Below are 22,110 nucleotides of genomic sequence, written 5' to 3'. Positions count from 1 at the left end.
AATTTGCCCGAAGTGCAGGGTAGTTTTAAGACTAAGGGGAGGCGAAACTGGCGGATACGGCATCAAAATCTAATCTTTACGTTGCTTTGGGCTTTACAGCGGCCACTACATTGATTGTTGGTGGCGTCGTTGTGGCGCCGGCCATCAACTCATGTTCGGAAAAAGACGGACCATTTCTAAGCTGCGTTGCGTCGCAGGTTATGGGGCGGTCTTCACCGGACCAGTCAGCAAATGTGGCCACTGAAGCCAATGATGCCGTTGAGACAGAAGATGAGCGTTTGGCAGCAGATCCCGCGCCAGACGCTGATACTGATATGGCCGAGGCCACAGAGCCTGTCGTGCCAGACTTCACCATCGCCCGCGCGGCGCCAGACGGTATGGTTGTCATTGTTGGTACCGCCGATCCTGAGCATGAAGTCTCTGTTTTGGCAGATGGCGAGATATTGGGCAAAACCGAGCCGGAACGCACAGGTGAGTGGGTATTTGTCCCTGAACAGCCATTGGCTTCTGGCGGTGTTGAAATCACTGTGCAAGCGGCAACCCCAGCGGGCGGCATCATCAAATCCGCGAAGTCGGAAATTGTGTTGATTGATGAGGCGCGGGATAAAGAGCCCATCGTGATCGCCGCCGTACCTGGCGAAGCCAGCGAGATTATTCAAGGGCTTGATGAACAGCCCGACGACGCGACCGAAGCGCCGATCGAAACAGCTGATGCCCAAACTGAGGCACCTGCCGAGACGACAAGCGATACGCCTGCGGCCACAGAATCGTCCACCGATATGACAGAGGAAACGGCGACTTCTGAAACTGAAGGTGCTGAGGACATTGAGGTTGCAGAAGCGCCAAGCGACGATAGCGCAGAAATGAACAATGCGGACGCAGAGCAGGCAACTGAAGCCGAACCAGCCGCCGAAGCCGCAGAGGTTGAGCAGGTTGCCGAAGCGGAGGTGAATGCCGACGCTCAAGCCACCGAAGAGGCAACCTTCACAGAAGAAACGGAAGTTGAATCAGAAGTTGAAGTTGCTGACTCAACAAGCGAAGAGCCTGCTCCAACCGATTCAAATGACTCGGAAAATGCGAGTGAAGCCGACGATGTTCAGGTGGCGGAAGCCGAAGAAACGGAAGCAGCAAACGCGCCAGCCGATACACCTGAGCCCGAAGCCGCAACTGACGACGCTGCACCTAGCGAAGAGGCGACCAGTGACGACATGGACGTGGCGGCGCTGGAAACAGATGATCGCGATAGCACCGCCGCCGCCGAGCCGGATAGCGCAGCAGACGTGCTTGAGGCCGTTGAAGCGTTCGTACAGCCGACAATTGATGCAATTGAAATTGACGGGCAACAGAACTTCATCGCGGGTGGTGGCCCGGAAGGTGGCATTGTCCGGCTCTATGTTGAAAATGAATATGTGGCCGATGCCGAAGTGCAGGATGGTCGCTGGCTGGTGGAAACCGATGATGTTCTGACGGAACCAAGCCAACGTGTACGAGCTGACCTAATTGACCCCAACACGGCCAGCGTGATTGCGCGGGCGGAGGTCAACTTCGTTGTTGAACGTGTCGAAACAGCTGAAGCGGAGCCTGAGGCTGATGCAGAAACTGCTGTGGAGGAAACCACAACCGATGAGAGTGCTTCAGATGAAAGCACTAAGGACGTGGCGACCAATGATGCATCTGTCGCCTCGAGTGACGAGGTGACAACTGCTGAATCGGAGGAAGAAACTGCTCCGATGGCGACTGCAGAATCTGACACGCTGGCAGACGTGGCTGAGGAAACAGCGCCTGCTGACACCAACGATATGGTTGTCGCGGACGCGACCGAGACGTCTACTGACGCGGATATGACAGAGGAAACGGAAGCGCCTTCTGTGGCGGAAACGCCGTCGGCATCTGCTGAAACGGAAGTCGAGATGGAAGCTGGTGACGAACCGGCTACGGCTGAAACTGTGATAGACACGCCAGCCGACGCGACGTCGACACAAGAGGCGGTCATGGATGCCACCGAAGGTGAAGAAACCACCTCTGAAGACGGTGCGATGCCAATTGAAGAACCTGCTGAATCGGATGCAGCGATGGATGTGGCTGATAGTGAAGAGGCGGCTCCGGCGTCTGAACCGGATATGGCCGACGAAGCACCGGCGGAAGATGCAACCGATATGGCAGAAGCGCCTGAAGCGTCCGCAAGCTCGGATGCCAGCACCGCTTCAGCTGAGCAAGAGATGGTTGCGGCGGACGATGCTGAGATGGACGAAGAAACGACATCAGCGGAAGCTGAAATTCCAACCATCACCGCGGTCGCCGTGGACGATGTCGAAGGTCGTTTCGTGTCTGGCAAAGCCATCATCCGCAAGGGCGATAATTTGTGGACCATTGCCCGCCGGGTCTATGGTCGAGGCATTCGTTACACCACGATTTATGAAGCCAATGCCAATGAGATCAGCAACCCGAACTTGATTTTCCCCGGGCAGGTATTTGATCTACCTGACGATGTGGAACGTAGCGAATAAAATTGCCCCTTGCAGTTTGGTGTTAAACCCTTTATCGTAAAAATACGATGAAGGGTTTTTCATTTTGACGGCTGGGCATCAGTTCCGCCCTCACTTGAAATGAAATACCACCAAGATACGGGGCCATTTGCGCCTGCTCAGCTTTCAATTGTCTTCCGCATTATGGAGTTAGCGTATGCTATCTGATCCTCAAGATGAAGAATTGGCCAAACTCACCCGCGCTGTCGGGCATCCGGCACGTGTGGCGATATTGCGTTATTTGACACAGCAAAAAACACCCTGCTGTGGGGATTTGACCACCTGTATAGACTTGGCCCAGTCAACAATCTCTCAGCATTTAAAAGTGCTTTTGGAAGCCGGGATAATAGAGCGCAAAGGACAGGGCACAAAGAACTGCTATTCCATCTGCGCAGCGCCCCTAGAGCGGCTTATCGCAAATATAGAACAGATTTTGGTCGACGATGCGGCCAGCACAGAAAAACTAAAAGCGAGTACAAATAGCTAATGGCAGACAATCAAGCCGATAAAAATAAAAAGCAGACTGTCAGCGCCGAAGAAGGTGACGTACTTTCGACAGTGAAAAACCTTTGGCCCTATATGTGGCCAAGCGACCGCCCTGAGCTTAAATTGCGCGTCGTATGGGCCATCCTGGCTCTATTGGCTGCAAAGGGTGCAGAGGCGCTCGTGCCGCTCGCCTATAAAGGGATCGTTGATATTCTCGGGCAACCAGATGGCATGGAAACGGCCATGTGGCTGGGCATATCCCTGCCCATATTGCTGGTGATCGGCTATGGCGTCGGCTCCATCCTCGAAAGTGGCTTTATGCAATTGCGCGACGTGCTGTTTGCCTCCGTGGGGCAACACGCTGTGCGCCAGTTGGCGCACCGTACATTCCAGCACCTCCATGCATTAAGTCTCCGCTATCACCTGCAGCGGCGCACTGGCGGCCTTTCCCGCGTCATTGAACGGGGGACCAAGGGGATCGAGACCATTGTGCGCTTCACAATGCTGAACACGGCACCTACGCTGGTGCAGTTTTTGATCATCTCCACCATCTTCACCTTCGCCTTCGGGTTGACCTTTCTTGCGGTATTGGTGGTGACCATTTGGGGCTACCTCTATTTCACCATCAAGGCGTCAAACTGGCGGATCGGTATTCGCCGGGCCATGAACGAGAGCGACACGGACGCAAACTCCAAAGCGGTTGATAGCCTGCTCAATTTCGAAACGGTCAAATATTTCGGCAACGAAGAGATGGAAGCCCGCCGCTTTGATGGGGCCATGGGCAAATATGAGCGCGCCGCCACCCGCATGTGGACCTCGCTCGGCTTTTTGAACTTTGGCCAAGGCGTCATTTTCTGGGTGGGGATGATCGTCATCTCCATGATGTCGGTAAACGGTGTCATGTCCGGCGATATGAGCGTTGGCGACTTTGTGCTGATCAACATGTACATGATGCAAATCTATCGTCCGTTGAACTTTATCGGGTTCGTTTATCGCGAAATTCGCCAGGGCCTGACCGATATCGAGCAAATGTTCCAGCTTTTGGATCAAGACGCGGAAATCGAGGATAAGCCCAACGCCAAGCCAATCAAGGTGACCGGCCCGGTCCTGAAATTCAACAATGTGAAATTTCACTATGATTCCAATCGCGAAATCCTGAAAGGCATTGATTTTGAGGTGCCTGCGGGCAAAACGATTGCGGTCGTGGGGCCGTCCGGCGCAGGCAAGTCCACCATTTCACGGCTGATCTATCGTTTCTATGACGTGATTGAAGGCAGCGTCGAAATCGATGGGCAGGATGTGCGTGACGTGACGCAAAAGTCATTGCGGACGGCTGTGGGCATGGTGCCGCAGGATACCGTGCTGTTTAATGACACCATCGAATATAACATTCGTTATGGCCGCCCCGATGCATCGGATGAGGAAGTGCGCGAGGCAGCACGCTTGGCGCAAATCTCTGACTTTATCGAAAGCCTGCCCGACGGCTTCAATACGCAAGTGGGTGAACGTGGTCTCAAGCTCTCCGGTGGTGAAAAGCAACGTGTGGCGATTGCACGAACCATTCTGAAAAGCCCGCCAATCCTGATCTTGGACGAGGCCACCTCGGCGCTCGACACTCAAACCGAACAGGAAATCCAGTCAGCGCTGGATGCCGTGGCGCAAGATCGCACAACATTGGTGATCGCCCACCGTCTGTCCACCGTGGTCAATGCCGATGAAATCATTGTGCTGCGCGATGGCAAGATCGCCGAGCGGGGCAATCATGAAGGCTTGCTGGCGCAAGACGGGCTATATGCTCAAATGTGGAACCGCCAGCGTGAAGTTGACGAGGCGGGCGAACGTTTGCGCAAGGCGCGTGAAACCGCTGGCAGCGAAGGCTTTATCTCGATCGACAAAGATAAAGAACCATCGCAATAGCCTCATCTCGCACGACACAAAAAAACGGCCCCGCAAGGGGCCGTTTTGCTTTGGAGGTTGAAAAGGCTGAACCTATTCAGCCGCTTCCGGGGTCGGGCGCGACACGATGGTCACGCCATTCTTTTCTTCAGCCAGCAAGGCGCCTTCCACCGGCCTGCGGATATATTGCTTGGCACTATCCGTATCGCCGGGGATGGTCGCGTCGGAAGGCTGATCCTGGGGCGCCGCGTCTTGCTGCGCTGCAACTTGGTCTGCATCGACTTCACCATCTTCAGCCTGTTCAGCGTCAACGTTTTCCTCGGCCTTGGCAGCAGCGGCTTTGCGGCCCACTGTTGATGTCCAGACCCAAACGAAGAAGTCTTTCCAAACAGCTGGGGCAGACAACATCACGGGCACCATGATCAAGGTCAGCAGCGTTGAGAAGCTCAACCCGGCAATCACGGCTGTGGCCAATTGAATCCACCACGCACCGGATGGGTCACCAATAACGATTTCGCGGGCGAAAAAGTCAATTGAAACACCCATCGCCATCGGGATCAGGCCGAAGACGGTCGTAATGGTGGTCAACAAGACCGGGCGCAATCGCTGCGATGCGGTCATCAAAGATGCGGTGATCGGGTCAACGCCGTCTTCCTTGCGGAAACGGTTATAGGTGTCGATCAACACAATTGAGTTGTTCACCACAATACCGGCCAGCGACACGATACCCACACCAGTCATGATGGCAGAAAATGCCTGACCCGTGATCATCATGCCCAGCAACACGCCTGCAACAGACATAACCACCGTCGAAAGGGTGATAAACACCTGATAGAAGCTGTTAAACTGGGTCAACAAGATCAAGAACATCAAGAACATGGCGCCCAAACCAGCCTGTTGCATAAAGGCGTTGGTTTCCTGGGTTTGCTCATCAGCACCCGCAAACTCGAAGTCTACGGTTGATGGCCAGCTTTGCCCGTCAATCCACTCTTTCAGTTGATCCACTTTTTGCGCGGCAGTCACAGGTGAGCCATCTTCATTTTCAGCTTCTGCCACATTGCCCCGCACACTCATGGTGTACTTCTCATTGCGGCGTTCAATGTTCGCCACTTTTGGCACCGCTTTACGCTCGATAAAGTTGGAGACTGGCACCAAACCTTGGTTGGTGATGATCCGCAAACTGTCTAGCGCGTCGAATGTGCGCTGTTCTTTCGGCAAACGAACCTGAATATCCAACTCGTCATTGGCATCATCAGGACGATAGCTGCCAATGGCGACGCCTGACGTGACCAATTGCACATAAGGTGACAATTCACGCACACCAAGTCCAAACAGGGCAGCCTTTTCGCGGTCAACCTTGATTTCCCAGTCAATGCCGGGCAGGGGACGCCCGTCTTCAACCTCGATCATGTCGCCCATATCGTTTTCGATATAATTGCGGATCTTGGCCACAACAGGTGCCAATTCATCATAGCTTTGGGCCACAACACGCATATTCACGTCTTTACCCGTTGGGGGGCCTTCTTCGGCTTCCAACAGTTCGACGCCAATCCCGGAAATATCCGCCACATTGGCGCGGATGTCCGCAAAGATTTCGGTCGCATAACGACGGTCGCGGAAGGGTTCAAACTCCAGCTGCAAATTGCCGATGGTGTCTGGTGGTGTTGAAGTCACCGCACCGGTTGAGCCAAAGTTGAGTACAGTATCTTCAATGCCTTCAACTTTGAGCACTTGCTGCTCAACCTCAATCAGCAGATCGCGGATTTCCACCGGCGAATAGTTGCCCCGGCCCGTAACCGCCACTGTGGCATATTCCGGCTCGATCTTGGGAAACGCTTCAACGCCCGTTGGGTTGTTGGCAAATGTGTAGAACACGCCGCCAATAACGCCCAGTCCCACAATAAGAACGAACAAGGGGCGACGGATAATCATATTCATAAATCGAATGTAAAGCCCCGTCAGGCCCGGCACTTTTTTCGGGTCGAAATGGTTGTGCACTGACAATGATTTTGCCGCGGCGATTTCTTTTTCGCTCACGCGTTTACGCGCGACCAAACCGCCAATGACGGGCAAGAAAATCATCGCCGTGATCAAGGAGGAGATCAGGGTAATGATCACCATGATCGGCAAATAGCTCATAAATTTACCGATGATCCCCGGCCACAACAACATCGGCGTGAAGGCTGCCAATGTGGTCGCCGTGGAGGACACAACGGGCCAGAACATCAGCTTTGCCGCGCGGATAAAGGCTTCGCGTCGCTCCATGCCTTCCGAGATTTTTCGGTCAGCATATTCCACAATCACAATGGCCCCATCCACCAACATGCCCACGGTCAGCACAAGGCCGAACATGATCATCATGTTGACGGTGTAACCCAGCAATTGCAGGAAGAAGAACGCCATCATAAAGCTGGTTGGAATGGCAACACCCACCATGATCGCAGGGCGAATGCCCAGCATGGCGATGGTGACAATCATCACCAATGCAATCGCCGTCAACACAGCAGATTGCAGCGAATCCAGCATATCTTTCGAGAACTTGGCTTGGTCCAGCATAAAGGAGGCGTGGATCGTCGTCGGCCATTCGGCCTTGGCGGCTTCCACAACCTTATGCACATTATCAGATGTGTCGATGATGTTCGAACCGAGGCGCTTGTTCACCTCAAGAATAATCGCAGGTTCACCGTTCACGCGGGTGAAGTCTGTCGCATCTTTAAATGTACGCTGAATGGACGCTACATCGCCAAAAGTGACGATGGTGCTGCCATCAGTTTTCAAGGGGAGGGTGAACACGTCAGCCGCATTCTCAATCAAACCAGGCACTTCCAAGGCGAATTTGCCTTGGCCGGTGTCCAATGTACCAGCAGGCACAACAAGGTTGTTCCGGGCCAACGCATCAAAGAGCTGATTGGTCGTCAAATTGTAGCTTTCCAGCTTCAGCAAATCGACAACAACGTCCAACACTTCTTCGCGGTCACCCGCCATATTGACGTCACGTACCGTGGAAATGCCTTCCAAATCTTCTTGCAAGTCCTGCGCCACGCGCAACAAAGTGCGCTCTGGCACATCGCCTGAAAGCGCAACTGTAATGGTGGCAAAACCATTTGCAGAAATCTCATGGATGGTCGGTTCGTTGGCATCGTCAGGCAGCTTCGACTTGGCAGTGTCGACTTTTTCGCGGGTATCGACCAGCGCCTGATCTTTGTCAAAATTAATGTCAAACTCCAAAAACACAGACGCGTGGCCGGTGCTTGAGGTCGATGAAATTGATTTCAACCCATCAAGGTTGCGCAACTCGTTTTCCAACGGACGTGCCAATAGCCGCTCCGCATCCGATGGAGACACACCCGTCTGCGAAACAGATACATAAAGGTAAGGCACATCCACATCGGGCTGGCTTTCCTTTGGCAGATTAATATAGGCGGAGATACCTGCCATCAGCATCACCAGCATCACAACAATGACGGTTTTGGGACGCCGAAGAATGTTCTCGAGGGCACCAATCATGATGTTGTCTCCTCAGTTTCATTGTCGGCCAACACTTGTTGGCCAGCGACAACATATTCCTGCCCAACGGTGATGATGTTGATGCTTTCGGGCAATCCGGTCACCCAAATGCCTTGTTGGCTGTCTTGGACGATTTCAATCGGATGAAAGCTGACTTCACCGTCCTTCACCGCGCGCACGCCCAAGGTGCCGTCATTGTCCAATGTCAGCACAGATTGGGGGATCAAATGCGCCGGCACAGTGCCCAAAACAGCACTTGCTTCAGCGGTAAGTCCTGCGCGAACCGAATGATTGGGGTTCGGCAATTCAACTTCCACTGGGAAAGCGCGTGTCGCTGTGTTGGCTGTGGGGCTAATATAGGCCACTTTGCCTTCAATTACCCGTCCAGTGATGGTTTTAACTGTCACAGGCAAGCCAATGCGCACCGCATCAATATTGCTTTCTGCGACATCACCAACAAAGATCAACGGGTCCATCTGCACCAGCGTCACGCAAGGGCCACCAGCGGACAACATGTCACCCGGCTGTGCCATTGGCTCCTGCACAATGCCACCGGCTTCCGCGTAAATTTCAGTGCGGGCCAATTCTGCCTTGGCTTCATCCAACTGCGCCTTAGCTGCTTTCAAGCTGGACTCATAAGCCGCGGCTGAGTTTGTCGGGGCAAATTCCTTTTCACGCAGCTTTTTGTTGGTCTCGAAATCGGCTTTCGCTTGTTCGTAGCTTGCCTCAGCTTGCGCCAGGCGTGCTTGTCTCGTGCCCGCATCGATCGAGCACAGCAGATCGCCTGCCTTCACAACATCGCCTTTATCAACGTGGCGGCTCTCCAAAATGCCGGTGGTCTCGGCCCGAATGGAGAGGGTGGCTTTTGCCGCCGTGTTGCCGCGAAGGGTCACTTCCAGCGGCAAAGGCTGAATTGTGAATGTGCGGGTGCGCACCGCCTGCAATTCTTCGGCAGCGGCTGTTTCGGCTTCAGCTTCTGCTTGGGCCACTTCATCTTCAGCAGCTTGTTCTTCGTCGCTTTTGATCAAGCCAAACTCTGTCATTAAGTCTTTGGCTTTGTCCGCGCCGGGCAAGTCGACCGCATCAAGCGCTTGTGTTTCGCCATTGCCGGGGCCTTGCCCGCCTTGCACCAGGTAACCAGAGGCCATCCAACCGCCGATACCCACCAACAGCAGGAATGCAACGCCATATGACATTAGAAATCGCATAAATCTCGTCCCTATTCGGCCGCGCGGGCAGGCACATCTTCTTGCTTGGCCAGCGCGATTATTTCTTGTTTATTGTCAATTAGATATTGGCGGGCACTGCGCATGCAGTGCTGCCCGAAATTCAAAACCCAGCGTTCTGAGGGCTTGGTAAATTCTTCTTCCAGCTTTTTGACGTTCTCAATCGCGTCGTTGCATTTGGCGATGCGTTCATTGACGCGTTTTTCCACCAACGAGCGGGGCAGGTCTTCAACAAAGCGGAGGAAAAGCAAAAACTCGGAGCGGAAGACATCATCATTCAATTCGTCATAAAGCGAATTGATGAAAAACTCGCGCCCGGTTGGCGTGATCTTATAGACACGTTTAGAGGGTTTTCCCTCTTGTGCCACGGTGCGGCTGGTGACATATGCCTCTTCCTCCAATTTGGACAAAGCAGGGTATATGGAACCAAAACTGGCTTCCATGAAATAGGCATAGTCGCCCTCTGTAGAGCGCTTGCGAATGTCATATCCGGTGGTTTCGCCTTGAGTCAAAATGGCGAGACAGATGGTTTTTACATTCATTATAAATAGTCGCCTCATATAGGATCGATATATATCAACTCTATATATGACGGAAAATCATAATGACAAGAGACTTGACTTCACTTTTTTGTAAAAGGGCAACAAAAGGTAAATGAGCGCACCCATTGTTCCTTTTCATAACGCGAATGCGTTTCGATTGGATTAGAATACAGCGTAAATAAGGTCTTACCGGACCTTTTCAATAGCCCGGCGCATAATGTCAGCACATTTTTCCGCCAGCGCAGGGGAAGCGGCAGCCGCAAAAAACGGATTGAGAAAGTCCGTCTCGGTTTTGCCGTAGCGCATTTTCCCGCCTGTGGCTTCAATCAAAGCCCCACCGGCATGGCACAAGATCGCATGGCCCGCGGCGATATCCCACTCACAAGTGGGCGTGAACCGGGGGTAATGAAGGGCCGTGCCCTCAGCCACCAAACAGAATTTGAGCGAAGACCCAACCGAGACATCTTCGCAAGGGCCAGCTTCATCCAAAAAGTGCTTGATGGCGCCATGGGCATGAGAGCGGCTGGCGACGATCTTGCACTTCATATTTGGGTCGGCGTGAATTTGTTGCCAATTGATGGGTTTGTCACCCTCAAGTGTGGATTTAAACGCGCCGCCAGGCGTGCCGATATAGGCCGTGTCCTTGGCGGGTGCGATAATGACGCCATAGGTCGGCACACCGTGCTCCACCAAAGCGATGTTCACCGTGAACTCGCCATTGCGCTTGATAAACTCTTTCGTGCCATCCAGCGGGTCGACCACAAAAAAACGCTCACCCAATGTTGGGATGTTGCCTTCTGCCACGCTCTCTTCGCCCAAAATCGGAATGTCGAGCGCTGCCAGCTTACTGATGATGATGTCTTCCCCCGCAGCATCCGCAGCGGTCACGGGCGAACCATCATCTTTGCGTTCCACCGCAATATGCCCCTGATAATGCTTGAGAATGACATGGCTCGCTGCGAGAGCCGCCTCAAGCATTTGCGTGGCGATCGCATCAAATTGGGGCATGAAACTGCTATTCCTGGTCGTTGATCTTGATATCAAGGCCAATATCAAGCGGCGAGGCCGCCATCGTGATTTGACTGGTGGAGATGAACTCAACGCCCGTTTCTGCCACTTTGCGCACACTATCCAGATTGATGCCGCCAGAGGCTTCAAGGCGGGCTGCCCCTTTGCAAGCGTGCACCGCTTCGCGCAATTGCTTCGGGCTCATATTGTCGAGCAACACTGCGGTTGCCCCTGCGTCCAACGCGTCGGCAAATTGCTCCAGCGTGTCCACTTCAACTTCAATCGCAATCATATGGCCAGCAAAAGCTTTAGCAGCGAGCACAGCCTGCTTTACGCCGCCCGCTACCGCAATATGATTGTCCTTGATCAGGATCGCGTCATCCAAGCCAAATCGGTGATTGGCACCGCCGCCGCACTTCACAGCAAACTTTTCAAACGCCCGTAGGCCGGGTGTTGTTTTGCGGGTGCAGCAAATCTTGGCCCCAGTGCCGGCAACTTCATCCACGTAACGTTTGGTGAAGGTGGAAATGCCGCTCATATGGCACATGAAGTTCAGCGCAACGCGCTCGGCCGACATGATAAGGCGAGCGTTGCCGGATATTGTGGCAATGTCTTGACCGGGCAGCACCGCATCGCCGTCTGTGACATGCGCTTCAAACTTCAGCCCATCGCCAATTTGCGCAAAGGCGGCTCGGGCCAGCTCGATGCCGCTAATGATGCCAGCTTCGCGCACATTCATCACCGCGACGGCTGTGGCGTCAGGGGAGAGGGTTGCTTGCGTGGTTATGTCCCCAGCTTGCCCCAAATCCTCCAGCAAAGCATTGTCCACTGCGCGCCGAATGAGCGGCTGCGCAAGTTGGGCAGGTAAAATCTGATGAGAAGCCAAGATCAACTATCCTTTTGCATTTTATGGGAGGTAGCTTTAGCCATGCCCTACACCATAATCAAGCAAACAGGTGCTCTTTAGGGACTATTTTATAGGAAATAGTACCGGCTCATCGCCAATTTTCCATGGCGTGAACTTGGGCATAATTTGACCGAAGCGGTCACTATTCAAAAAATAGTCGAGCCAAGCGATCAAATGGGGACGGTCTTGCGCCCAAAACCAGTCACGATCGACATGCGCGAATTGGCGGATAAATGGCCAAATGCCTAAGTCTGCGACACTGATTCGACCGTGAAACAGAAAGCCATCATCCGCAAGGCGGGCATCAAGCATGTCGAGAAAGGGAAGGGCGCGATCGCGGGCTGTCGCACCGCCGTCAAGCTCATATCGTGTTGGATATTTATAGCGGTCGAGCAGGGGCTTGAACTCTTTGTCCGATTGCTCAATCAGAGCGTGCATCTCATCGAGATCCTGCCCACCATGCTGCAAATCTTCCGGATCGCTTTGCGCCAACGCCCATTTCAGAATGTCGTGGCTTTCTTCAATCACTTGATCGCCCAAATCTAACACGGGAACGGTGCCCTTGGGGGATGTCTGCAAAAACGTCTCAGGCTTGTCCCGCAGCAAGATTTCGCGCAATTCAACCTCTAATTGCGCGGCTTGAATGCCCAGCCGCCCACGCATGGCATAGGGACAGCGACGAAAGCTATAAAGGATTGGTCGGGTCATCTCTTGCTTATGACAAACCTAACCAACTGCAGCAACACGAAAAACAGCACTTCACATGCAAAAATCGGCATTAAACTGTGGGTAAATTTACTATTTTTCTTTAATTGTTTTGTTTAACACGTTGATTGGTAACAATTTTGACACAATCATGGTTAATTGTTGCATATTGCTATTTAAATAAAATTGATTGAAAATTCCGTTAATATGTTGTTAACTGAACCCCTATTTTTAAAAATGTTTTAGTATTTAGTATCATGTCAGATAATGCAGCTTTCAGCCTGCCGAGTTCCGACTTTGTAGGCGAACAAAATCCAAAAAATGAAAACACGGTGCTGATGCCGCGATCAGCAGCACCTTCAAATCTTTCAAACCGGTTTTGGCCAGAGCTTGGTCAACTGGAGAATGCATTTGATATCTCCCACAGCACCTTGTGGAGCTTCATGAATTTCGAGGGGCGGGCCGCTTATAATCCGGCTTTGCTCGATGATTTCCATGGCTGGCATTACAATATTCGGTCATTGAAAGAGGAAATGGGCGAGCACTTCAAATTTGTTGTGCTCGGGTCTCGGCATCCAGATTTCTTCTGTTTGGGCGGCGATCTTGACTATTTCTCCCACTGTATCAACTCAAAGGATCGCGACGGGCTCTATGCCTATGGTCGATCCTGCGTCGAAATATTGCACAAGAACTGGCGCAGCATTGATAGCGAACTCCTGACCATTGGTTTGGTGCAGGGCGATGCGCTTGGCGGTGGCTTTGAATCCCTATTGTCGTTTGACTATATTTGCGCCGAGAAGGGCACCAAGTTTGGGTTTCCTGAGCAAATGTTTGGCCTGTTCCCCGGCATGGGCGCGCTCACCTTCCTGGGGCGGTCCTTGGGCTTTGCCAAAGCCGAGCAATTGGTGCGCACGGGCCGCACGCTCAGCGCAGAAGAGCTATACGAAATGGGCGTTGTGCATATTTTGGCAGAAAAGGGTGAGGGGCTGAAAACGGTTCAGCGTTTCATTGCCAAGAACGAGCAAAAGCAAGCTGCCCTTTGCACCTACCGTAAGGCCGTGAAGCGGGCCAATCCAATTCCATTTGAAGAGTTGGATGACGTGGTCTCGCTGTGGGCGGATGCCGGTATGCGTATTTCTTCCCGAGAGCTAAAAGTGATGCAGCGACTTGTTGCTGCCCAGTCTAAAAAAGCTGCGCCCGCTGCAGAGTAGCGGGCGCGGTAATTCATAAGCTATGCAAATTGAAAGCTATTGCGCGGCGGTTTTATCGCTGCGCTCAGCGATCTCTTTCAAAAAATCGCGGTCAAACTTCCCTTTGCCAATTTCCAATAGGCTGACAATGTCTTCATTGTTCAATGGACGACATAAATGGAAACCTTGAATTTCGCTAACGCCTGCGTCGCGCAAATATTCAAGCTGCTCTTTCGATTCAACACATTCTGCCACCACGCGGATATTGAGCGCTTGGCCGATATGGGCCACGGCCGTTGCCACTGCTTTGGAGCTGGCATTTGTTTCCAGGTCCCGCACAAAGGACCCATCAATTTTGATCTTGTGATAGGGGAACGTGCGCAGCTGAGACAGTGAGGAGAAACCTGTGCCAAAGTCATCCAGCGAGATTTTGACGCCGATCGCTTGGAACTGATTCAAAATATCCAGTGTGGCAACCTCATCTTGGAAAAACGCTGTTTCTGTGATTTCCAGTTCCACCCGCTCCGGCGCCAGTTTATAGCGACGCAATTGCGATTTCAGATATTTAGGAAAGTCAGTGTCTTGGAATTGCACGGCACTGAAATTGACTGCAATTGGCGTGTCCGTTGGCCATTTTGAGGCTTGGCGTATCGCTTCGCGCAAAACCCAACGACCAATCTCAATCACCTGGCCAGTCTGTTCGGCCACCTGAATAAACACGGACGGGGCAACGCGGCCACGTTTTTCGTGTGTCCAGCGAATGAGCGTTTCTAATCCCGAAATTTCAAATGTGTTCGCGTCAACAATAGGCTGAAAGGCCAGGCGGAATTGGTTCGCTTCCAGCGCATATTTGATGTCCAATTCCATCGCGCGGACTTGTTGTGCCTTTTGGTCCATTTTAGGTTCAAAGAACTCAAAACGGTTCCGGCCAAAGTTCTTAGCGGCATAAAGCGCCATATCGGCACGTTTTAACAAGAGGCCCGAATCTGTGCCGTCCTTCGGTGAAATCGCAATGCCGATCGAAGCGCCAATACGAACATAGTGAGAGGCAACATTGAACGGTTGCTTGAGCGCATCAATAATCTGGCTGGACAAAATTTCAGGGGTGCGCGCGTGAGGGGAGAGTTTTTGGATCACCAAAAACTCGTCGCCAGCCATCCGGCCAACGTCACACTCATCCATGCAGACATCGCAAATGCGCTTGGCCACTTGCTGCAGCAAATCATCGCCCACAGGGTGGCCCAATGTGTCATTCACATTTTTGAAGTGATCAAGGTCGATGAAGTAAACAGCAACTTCTTGATCAGTGGTGTTGTTCTCCAACACGTCGCGAAACGCAGTTTGCAAGGAGGTGCGGTTCATCAAGCCCGTCAGCTGGTCGACCAAAGCCAGGCTTCTGATTTTCGCCTCGGCTTTTTTCTGCTCGGTGACGTCAGCAAACACCAACACGCGGTTGCCCGTTGAAGTTTGTCGCGAGGACACATCAACAAACCGCTCATCCTCTAGCTGAACCGTTTGCTCAAAGTTCGCCTTGGCCTTGTCCGTTTCAACATTGCCATTGAAGGCAAAATGATCCCGGTCTGCCGGATGGATCAGCGTGAGCACTTCTTGAAATGATTCACCCTTGCGCAATCGATCAGGTGGGCACCCTAAAATTTCACATAAGATGGGGTTCCAAACCAAGAGCTTATTATCCCGGTCAAACATGCAAAGGCCGTGTGACATGTTTTTCAGCGCCCCGTCGAACAGATTTGCTTGTTGTTCGAAGGAGTCAGCCAATTCCTTGTTCAGTTCACGAGTTTCAAGCGCATTGATAATGGTTTTGCGCACGGCCAAGGTAATGTCCGTCATGCCGAACATGAAAATCAGCAACGCGGCACCCACAACCTCATAAAACACAGTATCGTGCAGCACCAAGCCCAGGCCCATAGGCACGGATGCAAAGTAAAGCTGACCCAGCGCCACCCAAGGGCGGCTGGCATTTCGACCGGCAATAGAGGCCGCATAGGCCGCTGTGGTCGTGGTCAGCATCAAATGGATGGCACCATTGTCGATGCGCAATACCGCAAAGAATGTCACCATGCCCAAGCACAATGAGAACGCGGTGCCGCCAATGGCGTAGGCCCATTCCCATTGATTGACATTTTGCGGTGTAACAGGTTGGCCAGAGCGCAAATAGTAAACGCCAAGCGCGATGCGGCCCAATGCAATAATAACAACGGCATACGCCATGTTCTCCACCAGCGCATCATTCGCGGTGAAGGACAGAACCGTCGCGATAAAAAGACCGGCAACTGCGCCGGAAATAAGGGAGGCAAACGGGTGAAAAAGCCCATCAACAAGCTGCGCCCGGATGGTCGCGGATAGGTTTTTCTCGGATCGAATGGTCTCTATTAGTCTTTTAAACATATGATCACCAACATAGAATTGGACGATACGTGACGCCAGTAATGAAATTGTTCTTATATCGAGAATTTAGAATATATTCTTCTTTAAAAAGTTAAGTTTTTTCCCAAATTCTGAATATCTTTCACCATTGCGCATCGCTGGCCTTTGCTTTAGATTTAATTTCAACACGTAACACATCGTCATTGGGGCGCCGCAGAAGCGTAGCGACCCGGACTGGATGGAGCAATTAAAGTGACCGATAAGAATCGGTCCGCAAACCAGAAACGCCCATCACAGCCCCCTATAAAGGGCACAGGTGAAGGGCATTTGGCAACTGGTCCTGAGGACCAAGGCGCCAGAGGTGGCCATGGGCGATCTCCTGGCCATTCGCGGACCCATAAACGAAATGGCCAACGCCACACAAGCGCGCGCGGTTCCACTAAACCCAATATTTATGGGGCCTTGGACTTGGGCACCAACAATTGTCGGCTGTTGCTGGCGCGTCCCACCGATAGCGGCTTCAAAGTTGTGGACGGTTTTTCCAAAATTGTGCGATTGGGCGAGGGGATGTCGACCACCGGCGCGCTGTCGCCAGCTGCAATGAACCGCACCATTGATGCCCTCAAACAATGCAAAACAAAGATTGGCAATCATAAGATTGCCAAGCTGCGGCTTATCGCCACCGAGGCGTGTCGGTCGGCCAGCAACGCCACTGAGTTTTTGCAGCGCATTCAATCGGAAACCGGGATTGAGCTTGAAGTTGTTGATCGGAAAACCGAGGCGCAATTGGCTGTAAACGGCTGCGCCGATCTGGTGGATCAAGGGGCCAGCGGCGCGGTGATCTTTGATATTGGTGGTGGGTCGTCTGAATTGGCGTGGCTTGATTTTCGGGGCGGACGCCCCAAGGCCCGCGGCAAAATGGCAGCGTCGATCCGGTCTTGGCAATCCCTGCCGGTGGGGGTGGTCTCCATTGCTGAAAAGTTTGACGGGGTAAATGTTACCCCTGAAAGCTTTGAAGACATGATCGACTATGTGCGCGAGCATCTCAAACGCTTTAAAGGTCGCGAAAAGCTGAAACGCGCCATTGCTGAAAGCAAGATGCATCTGGTGGGCACCTCGGGCACGGTCACGACATTGGCGGGCCTGCATTTGGGTCTTGAACGCTATGACCGATCCAAAGTCGATGGGCTTTGGATGGGTGAGCAGCACGTAATAGACACCATGCGTGTGTTGCTGAATATGGATTATGACCGCCGTGTTGCCAATGCGTGCATTGGCCGAGAACGCGCCGATTTGGTGATTCCCGGCTGTGCTATTTTTGAAGCCATCCGCCGCGAATGGCCCTGCGACCGCATCCGCGTGGCCGACCGGGGGTTGCGCGAAGGTATTCTGATTTCCCTGATGTCGGAGGACCGTGTATGGTCCAAACGGCCCGGCAAGGGACATGGCGCCCAATTTGGCAAAAAAGCCTATCGGCGGCGCGAAAAAGGGGCGAAAGCATGAGCAAGAAGCCAAGTAAAGTCGGCGGTGGCGGCAAGAAAGCCCGTGGCAAGGCCATTGCGAAAGCAGCAGGTAAAGCAAATTCGAAAGCCTCCGATCGCGGGTTGAAGACGCGGGTGAAAACGGCCAAGGGCCGCAAGATTTCATCAACGCTCTGGCTGCAACGCCAACTGAATGATCCCTACGTGCTGCGCGCCAATAAAGAGGGGCGACGCTCTCGTGCTGCGTATAAGCTGATTGAGCTGAACGAAAAGCACAATATTTTGCGCCCCGGCATGCGGGTGGTGGACCTTGGTTGTGCGCCCGGCGGCTGGTGCGAAGTGGCCACAGAGATTATGGGCGCGGACGCCGATGATCCCAAAATCGTGGGCATCGACTATTTGGAAATGGAACCCATGCCCGGTGTCATCTTCCTCCAGAAAGATTTTAACGATGACGACGCGCCCGACATGCTGATCGATGCGCTGGGCGGCCACAAAGTTGATCTGGTGCTTTCCGATATGGCGGCGCCGACCACCGGCCACAAAGCCACAGACCATTTGCGCATTATGGCGCTGGTGGAGCTGGCATCTGATTTCGCCATCCAAATCTTAAAGCCGGACGGCGCTTTCGTGGCCAAGGTTTTCCAAGGCGGCACCGAAAACGAGTTGCTCGCCCACCTCAAGCGCCACTTTAAATCGACCTTCCACGCCAAGCCCCCAGCATCGCGTCAGGATTCCTCCGAAAGCTACCTGATCGCCAAAGGCTTCAAAGGCTGACGCTAGGCCAAAGGTTTCACCTTGGCCTTATGCCCGGCAACGTCATCACCAACCTGCTTTGACAGCCCCAAAATTGGGATCATCGCCAGAGCAGTGATGGCGGCGAGAATGAAGAACGCCAGTTGCATTTCACGCACTCCCACTTCAGTGCCGTTGATCAGTGAGAACACATCCAGCAACAAGGCCGCAAAGGCCACGCCCAGCGCGAACGCCAACTGAATGCTCACGGAGCTGATCACAGTGGCTGAGCCGGATTGGTTTTCCGGCGTTTCAGCGAAGGTGAGGGTGTTCAATGAGGTGTAATACATCGACCGGAAGAAGCCCATAAACAGCAGAATCGACATGATCAACCAGATCGGCGTTTGCGCCGTGAAGAAGCCATGGGTGACTGCCAGCAATGCGGACATGGCGACGCCAACGATCAAAAGGATTCTAAATCCAAACACTTGCAACGCAGGCTTGAGGAAGAACTTCATCAAGATCGCGCCGCCGGCGCCGATAAACGAAATCATGCCGGACTCAAACGGGCTATAACCAAAGCCCACTTGCAGCATCAGCGGGAACAGGAACGGAAACGCACCGCCCGCCACGCGATAGATAAAGCCAGCAATGATCGACGTGCGGTATATCGGCTCCTCAAACACTTTGAGGTCCAGCACCGCATTTTCGGTGCGACGCGCGTGGAAATAATAGGCGATGCCGGACAGCGAGCCGAGCAGGGCAACGGACGCCCCAAACCACGGCGGCAGCGCGGGCATGGAGATGACCGACAGACCAAAAATGATGCCGGAGAAGGCCGTGCCGGTGAGCAGAAAGCCGATCACATCCAGCTTGCGGCGCTCGCGGTAACCTGTGCCGCCCATATATTTTGTCACCAACACAAGCCCGATCAGGCCGATGGGAATGTTGATGTAGAAAATCCAGTGCCAGGAGAAATATGTGGTCAAAAACCCGCCAATCGGTGGTCCAGCCAGCGGGCCGAACAGGGCGGGCATGGTGAGCCACGCCCACGCATTGACCAGATCCTTTTTCGGCGTATTGCGAATAAGGATCAACCGCGACAGCGGCGTCATCATCGAGCCACCCATACCTTGCAGGAACCGGGCCGCCACAAAGGAGAACAAGGAGTCTGCGAAGGCGCAGGCAATCGAACCTAGCATAAACACCACAATCGCCCCGCGAAACACGTTGCGCGCGCCATAACGGTCGGCCATCCACCCGCTGATGGGAATGAAAATCGCCAGCGCCACCAGATAGGAGGCAAGCGCAAGTTTCAGCGAAATGGGGTCTGTGCCAATGTCGGCAGCGATGGCGGGCAGGGCTGTGGCGATGACGGTGGCATCCATCAACTCCATAAACAGCGCCACCGCCAAAATAAGTGGCGTGATGCGATCTGACATACGATTGTTGCTTTTTGATTCAGTGGTCCAACCAGTCTATCGGTCTTATTTCTTCCTGTCACCCCGGATGACTTATTTTACGTGTTTAGGCATTGGCCAATCCCGTTGAAATTCATGTGCACCATCTTATAGTGAGAAAAGCTCAGGGAGAGATTTATGGCCAAAGGTGAATGCAATTGCGGCGCGGTGGCGTTTGAAATTCATAAGCCCATTCAAGACGTTATTATTTGCCATTGCTCGATTTGCCGCAAGGCGACAGGCAATAATGGCATGGCGCTTGTGCTCGCCATGAATGAGGAATTTTCCTGGCTGCGGGGGCAGGAGCATATCCAATATTGGAAAAAGCCCGATGCGGATTGGGAAGGCTGGTTCTGCCAAATTTGCGGCTCCACCTTGCCCGGCCGGAACGATGACACGAAACTCTATGTGCCCGTCGGCCTGATCACCGAAGGCGGTGAAAATCTGCGCGTCGCGCACCATATTTTCACCGCGTCCCGCGCGGCGTGGGATGAAATTGGCGACAATGGCAAACAGCATCCCCATGCATTCGGCTCCTATCAAAACGAATAGGCAGCACTTTAGGCTGCCGGACAATATCCGTCAGTTTGCGGGGCACGAGATGGTGCAAAACTCGCAATGTTGCGCTAGAAATTGAGCCTATTCCCATCTCGCGCCAACGGCATTTTTCGCTAAGCCAATCTGGTTCGGGGTGCTGACCCAATATCCCCATCCTAAGAAGAACGCCCTCGGTGTCGGGAAAAACCAACATGGCGGCGCGGCCACCGCGTCCGGCAAACCCACCGTCTCTCCCTTCGCGCGGCCAGCTGGCCGCATATACCCCGATCATCCGTCAACAATCCGCTTGGGGCAGGAGATGAGTTTGATTTTATCATGGTCCAGAGGGGCGGGGATAAGTTTTCTTGATGGAAGTACAATATGTGGCTCTAGATGAGCTGGCTCTGCTCAGTTTTGTTGTTTAATAAAAGATATTTAGCCTGAGGTTTCTTGCATGCGGAAATGGACCAATGATTGAGAATCACAACTCAAGGTTTAGAAATTGTTGGCGTTTGGCCTTATCTGTTGTGCAGTGATCGGGCGTAATTTGGACGCCGAAATCAAGCCGAGCAATGACCAAAGGAGAACCGAATTTAAAGTTGGAATTTCAATCTACGTCTAATTTTACAAACAAAAAATCCCCGACCAACGGCCGGGGATTTAAAAAATGCTGCTGTAGCGTAGATTAGAAGTGCCAGAGGGCAGAAGCGCCTAAACTGTGGCCGGAATAATCATTTGCTTGTGTATACCAATATTTGTATTCGAGATCCAAGGACATTTCGTCAGAAATGGCAAACTCTGTGCCAATACCCGCTGTTGAATATAGTGCGCCGCCGTCAAAAAGATATTGGCCAATTCCGCCGTATACAAGCACACTATCAGTCACTAGATAACCCATTCGGCCTTCGACGCCGATGCCATAACCGTAGTCGGCAATATTGATAGCGTCATGGACATTTGCCCAGCCCTCGACACCAACAAGGAAATCATTGTAAGTGGCATTAAAACCAATAATAGCATCAACATAAGCCCGATTAACTGTGTTGGTATCGTTGCTCAGTGAACTTCCGCTTAAACCAATACCAGCATAGAACCCATCCCAATCAAAGCCGTTTGATTCATATTCTTCAGGCAATGGTGGATACTCAACCGGATCGGCTGCAAGTGCCGCGCCGCTCATCAGCAAAGTTGATGTGGTGATCAGAATTGATGTTTTAAATAAAGACATGGATTCTCCCCAAATGATTGAATTTCCACCGTTATGTATTTGTTAGGGTTAATATAAGGTTGATTTTGCTGGATATTTTTAAAAAGCTTGGAAAAAGGACCGTCAATACTGCCAACTAGCGCGTCGTTAATAGGAAACGATGGCGGGAAGGGGCGGGAATGCTTTTCTTAAAAACTTCTTAAAATTTAAGCGCTGCCCCTCTATGCAAACACAGAGTCGCGTGGTATTGACCCTCGCCAACCATAGTATGGTGGCGCTTCCCCCACCGTCCTGTGATCGTTCCGAAAAA

General features: G+C 52.7%; 16 protein-coding genes. 7 read left to right on the top strand and 9 right to left on the bottom strand.

Translation table 11 applies throughout. The annotated features are described in order from the left end of the window. Positions 1-86 precede the first annotated feature (86 nt). The 3 genes from G549_RS18390 to G549_RS0100795 all read left to right on the top strand — a co-directional run bounded on the left by G549_RS18390 (position 87) and on the right by G549_RS0100795 (position 4,928). On the top strand, positions 87-2,507 hold the full coding sequence (locus G549_RS18390; protein ID WP_169449584.1) for a LysM peptidoglycan-binding domain-containing protein: 2,421 nt from the start codon (positions 87-89) through the stop codon (positions 2,505-2,507). Between the two features lie 175 nt (positions 2,508-2,682). After that, positions 2,683-3,012: an ArsR/SmtB family transcription factor gene (locus G549_RS0100800; protein WP_027833428.1), complete on the top strand. Its 330-nt coding sequence runs from the start codon at positions 2,683-2,685 to the stop codon at positions 3,010-3,012. Further along, positions 3,012-4,928: an ABCB family ABC transporter ATP-binding protein/permease gene (locus G549_RS0100795; protein ID WP_027833427.1), complete on the top strand. Its 1,917-nt coding sequence runs from the start codon at positions 3,012-3,014 to the stop codon at positions 4,926-4,928. The genes G549_RS0100800 and G549_RS0100795 overlap by 1 nt, the downstream gene beginning before the upstream one ends. Positions 4,929-5,000: 72 nt before the next feature. Here G549_RS0100795 and G549_RS18385 read toward each other — a convergent pair whose 3' ends face one another. From G549_RS18385 to G549_RS0100765, 6 genes are all read right to left on the bottom strand, one after another. Further along, on the bottom strand, positions 5,001-8,414 hold the full coding sequence (locus G549_RS18385; protein ID WP_051213078.1) for an efflux RND transporter permease subunit: 3,414 nt from the start codon (positions 8,412-8,414) through the stop codon (positions 5,001-5,003). Then, positions 8,411-9,622 (bottom strand): efflux RND transporter periplasmic adaptor subunit, encoded by a 1,212-nt coding sequence (locus tag G549_RS18380; protein WP_084633807.1) that lies wholly within the window; start codon positions 9,620-9,622, stop codon positions 8,411-8,413. The genes G549_RS18385 and G549_RS18380 overlap by 4 nt, the downstream gene beginning before the upstream one ends. An 11-nt stretch (positions 9,623-9,633) precedes the next feature. Next, on the bottom strand, positions 9,634-10,182 hold the full coding sequence (locus tag G549_RS0100780) for a PadR family transcriptional regulator (RefSeq protein WP_036220707.1): 549 nt from the start codon (positions 10,180-10,182) through the stop codon (positions 9,634-9,636). Positions 10,183-10,368: 186 nt separating this feature from the next. Then, complete coding sequence (gene cysQ, locus G549_RS18375; RefSeq protein WP_051213072.1) at positions 10,369-11,190, bottom strand: 3'(2'),5'-bisphosphate nucleotidase CysQ; 822 nt, start codon at positions 11,188-11,190, stop codon at positions 10,369-10,371. 7 nt (positions 11,191-11,197) lie between these two features. Then, positions 11,198-12,076 (bottom strand): carboxylating nicotinate-nucleotide diphosphorylase, encoded by an 879-nt coding sequence (gene nadC, locus G549_RS0100770; protein ID WP_027833425.1) that lies wholly within the window; start codon positions 12,074-12,076, stop codon positions 11,198-11,200. A gap of 84 nt (positions 12,077-12,160) precedes the next feature. Further along, the gene (locus G549_RS0100765; protein WP_084633803.1) at positions 12,161-12,805 is read right to left on the bottom strand and encodes a glutathione S-transferase; all 645 of its coding nucleotides are present in this window, start codon (positions 12,803-12,805) and stop codon (positions 12,161-12,163) included. 254 nt (positions 12,806-13,059) lie between these two features. Here G549_RS0100765 and G549_RS18370 point away from each other — a divergent pair, with 254 nt between their 5' ends. Continuing rightward, on the top strand, positions 13,060-14,013 hold the full coding sequence (locus G549_RS18370; RefSeq protein ID WP_051213069.1) for a crotonase/enoyl-CoA hydratase family protein: 954 nt from the start codon (positions 13,060-13,062) through the stop codon (positions 14,011-14,013). Positions 14,014-14,049: 36 nt separating this feature from the next. Here G549_RS18370 and G549_RS0100755 read toward each other — a convergent pair whose 3' ends face one another. After that, positions 14,050-16,401: a putative bifunctional diguanylate cyclase/phosphodiesterase gene (locus G549_RS0100755; protein WP_027833423.1), complete on the bottom strand. Its 2,352-nt coding sequence runs from the start codon at positions 16,399-16,401 to the stop codon at positions 14,050-14,052. A gap of 231 nt (positions 16,402-16,632) precedes the next feature. Here G549_RS0100755 and G549_RS18365 point away from each other — a divergent pair, with 231 nt between their 5' ends. Both G549_RS18365 and G549_RS0100745 read left to right on the top strand, forming a co-directional pair. Next, entirely contained in the window at positions 16,633-17,883 is a 1,251-nt protein-coding gene (locus tag G549_RS18365; protein ID WP_051213066.1) for a Ppx/GppA phosphatase family protein, read from the top strand. Next, the gene (locus G549_RS0100745) at positions 17,880-18,638 is read left to right on the top strand and encodes an RlmE family RNA methyltransferase (RefSeq protein WP_084633801.1); all 759 of its coding nucleotides are present in this window, start codon (positions 17,880-17,882) and stop codon (positions 18,636-18,638) included. Before G549_RS18365 ends, G549_RS0100745 begins: the two co-directional genes overlap by 4 nt. Before the next feature lie 2 nt (positions 18,639-18,640). Here the strand turns inward: G549_RS0100745 and G549_RS0100740 are convergent, their stop codons facing one another. Beyond that, a complete protein-coding gene (locus tag G549_RS0100740; protein ID WP_027833421.1) occupies positions 18,641-20,038 on the bottom strand; it encodes an MFS transporter in 1,398 nt (465 codons plus the stop codon). A 156-nt stretch (positions 20,039-20,194) separates the two neighbouring features. Between G549_RS0100740 and G549_RS0100735 the strand changes: the two genes are divergently transcribed. Then, positions 20,195-20,608, top strand: coding sequence for a GFA family protein (locus G549_RS0100735; RefSeq protein ID WP_027833420.1), 414 nt, complete (start codon positions 20,195-20,197; stop codon positions 20,606-20,608). A 670-nt stretch (positions 20,609-21,278) separates the two neighbouring features. Here the strand turns inward: G549_RS0100735 and G549_RS0100730 are convergent. Further along, a complete protein-coding gene (locus G549_RS0100730; RefSeq protein ID WP_027833419.1) occupies positions 21,279-21,821 on the bottom strand; it encodes an outer membrane protein in 543 nt (180 codons plus the stop codon). Between the last annotated feature and the right edge of the window lie 289 nt (positions 21,822-22,110).

Origin of the sequence: Maritalea myrionectae DSM 19524, from assembly GCF_000423365.1 — a bacterium.
Classification (GTDB): domain Bacteria; phylum Pseudomonadota; class Alphaproteobacteria; order Rhizobiales; family Devosiaceae; genus Maritalea; species Maritalea myrionectae.
The sequence above is the reverse complement of the archived record's forward strand: the minus strand, read 5'-3'. Positions and strand labels throughout refer to the sequence as shown.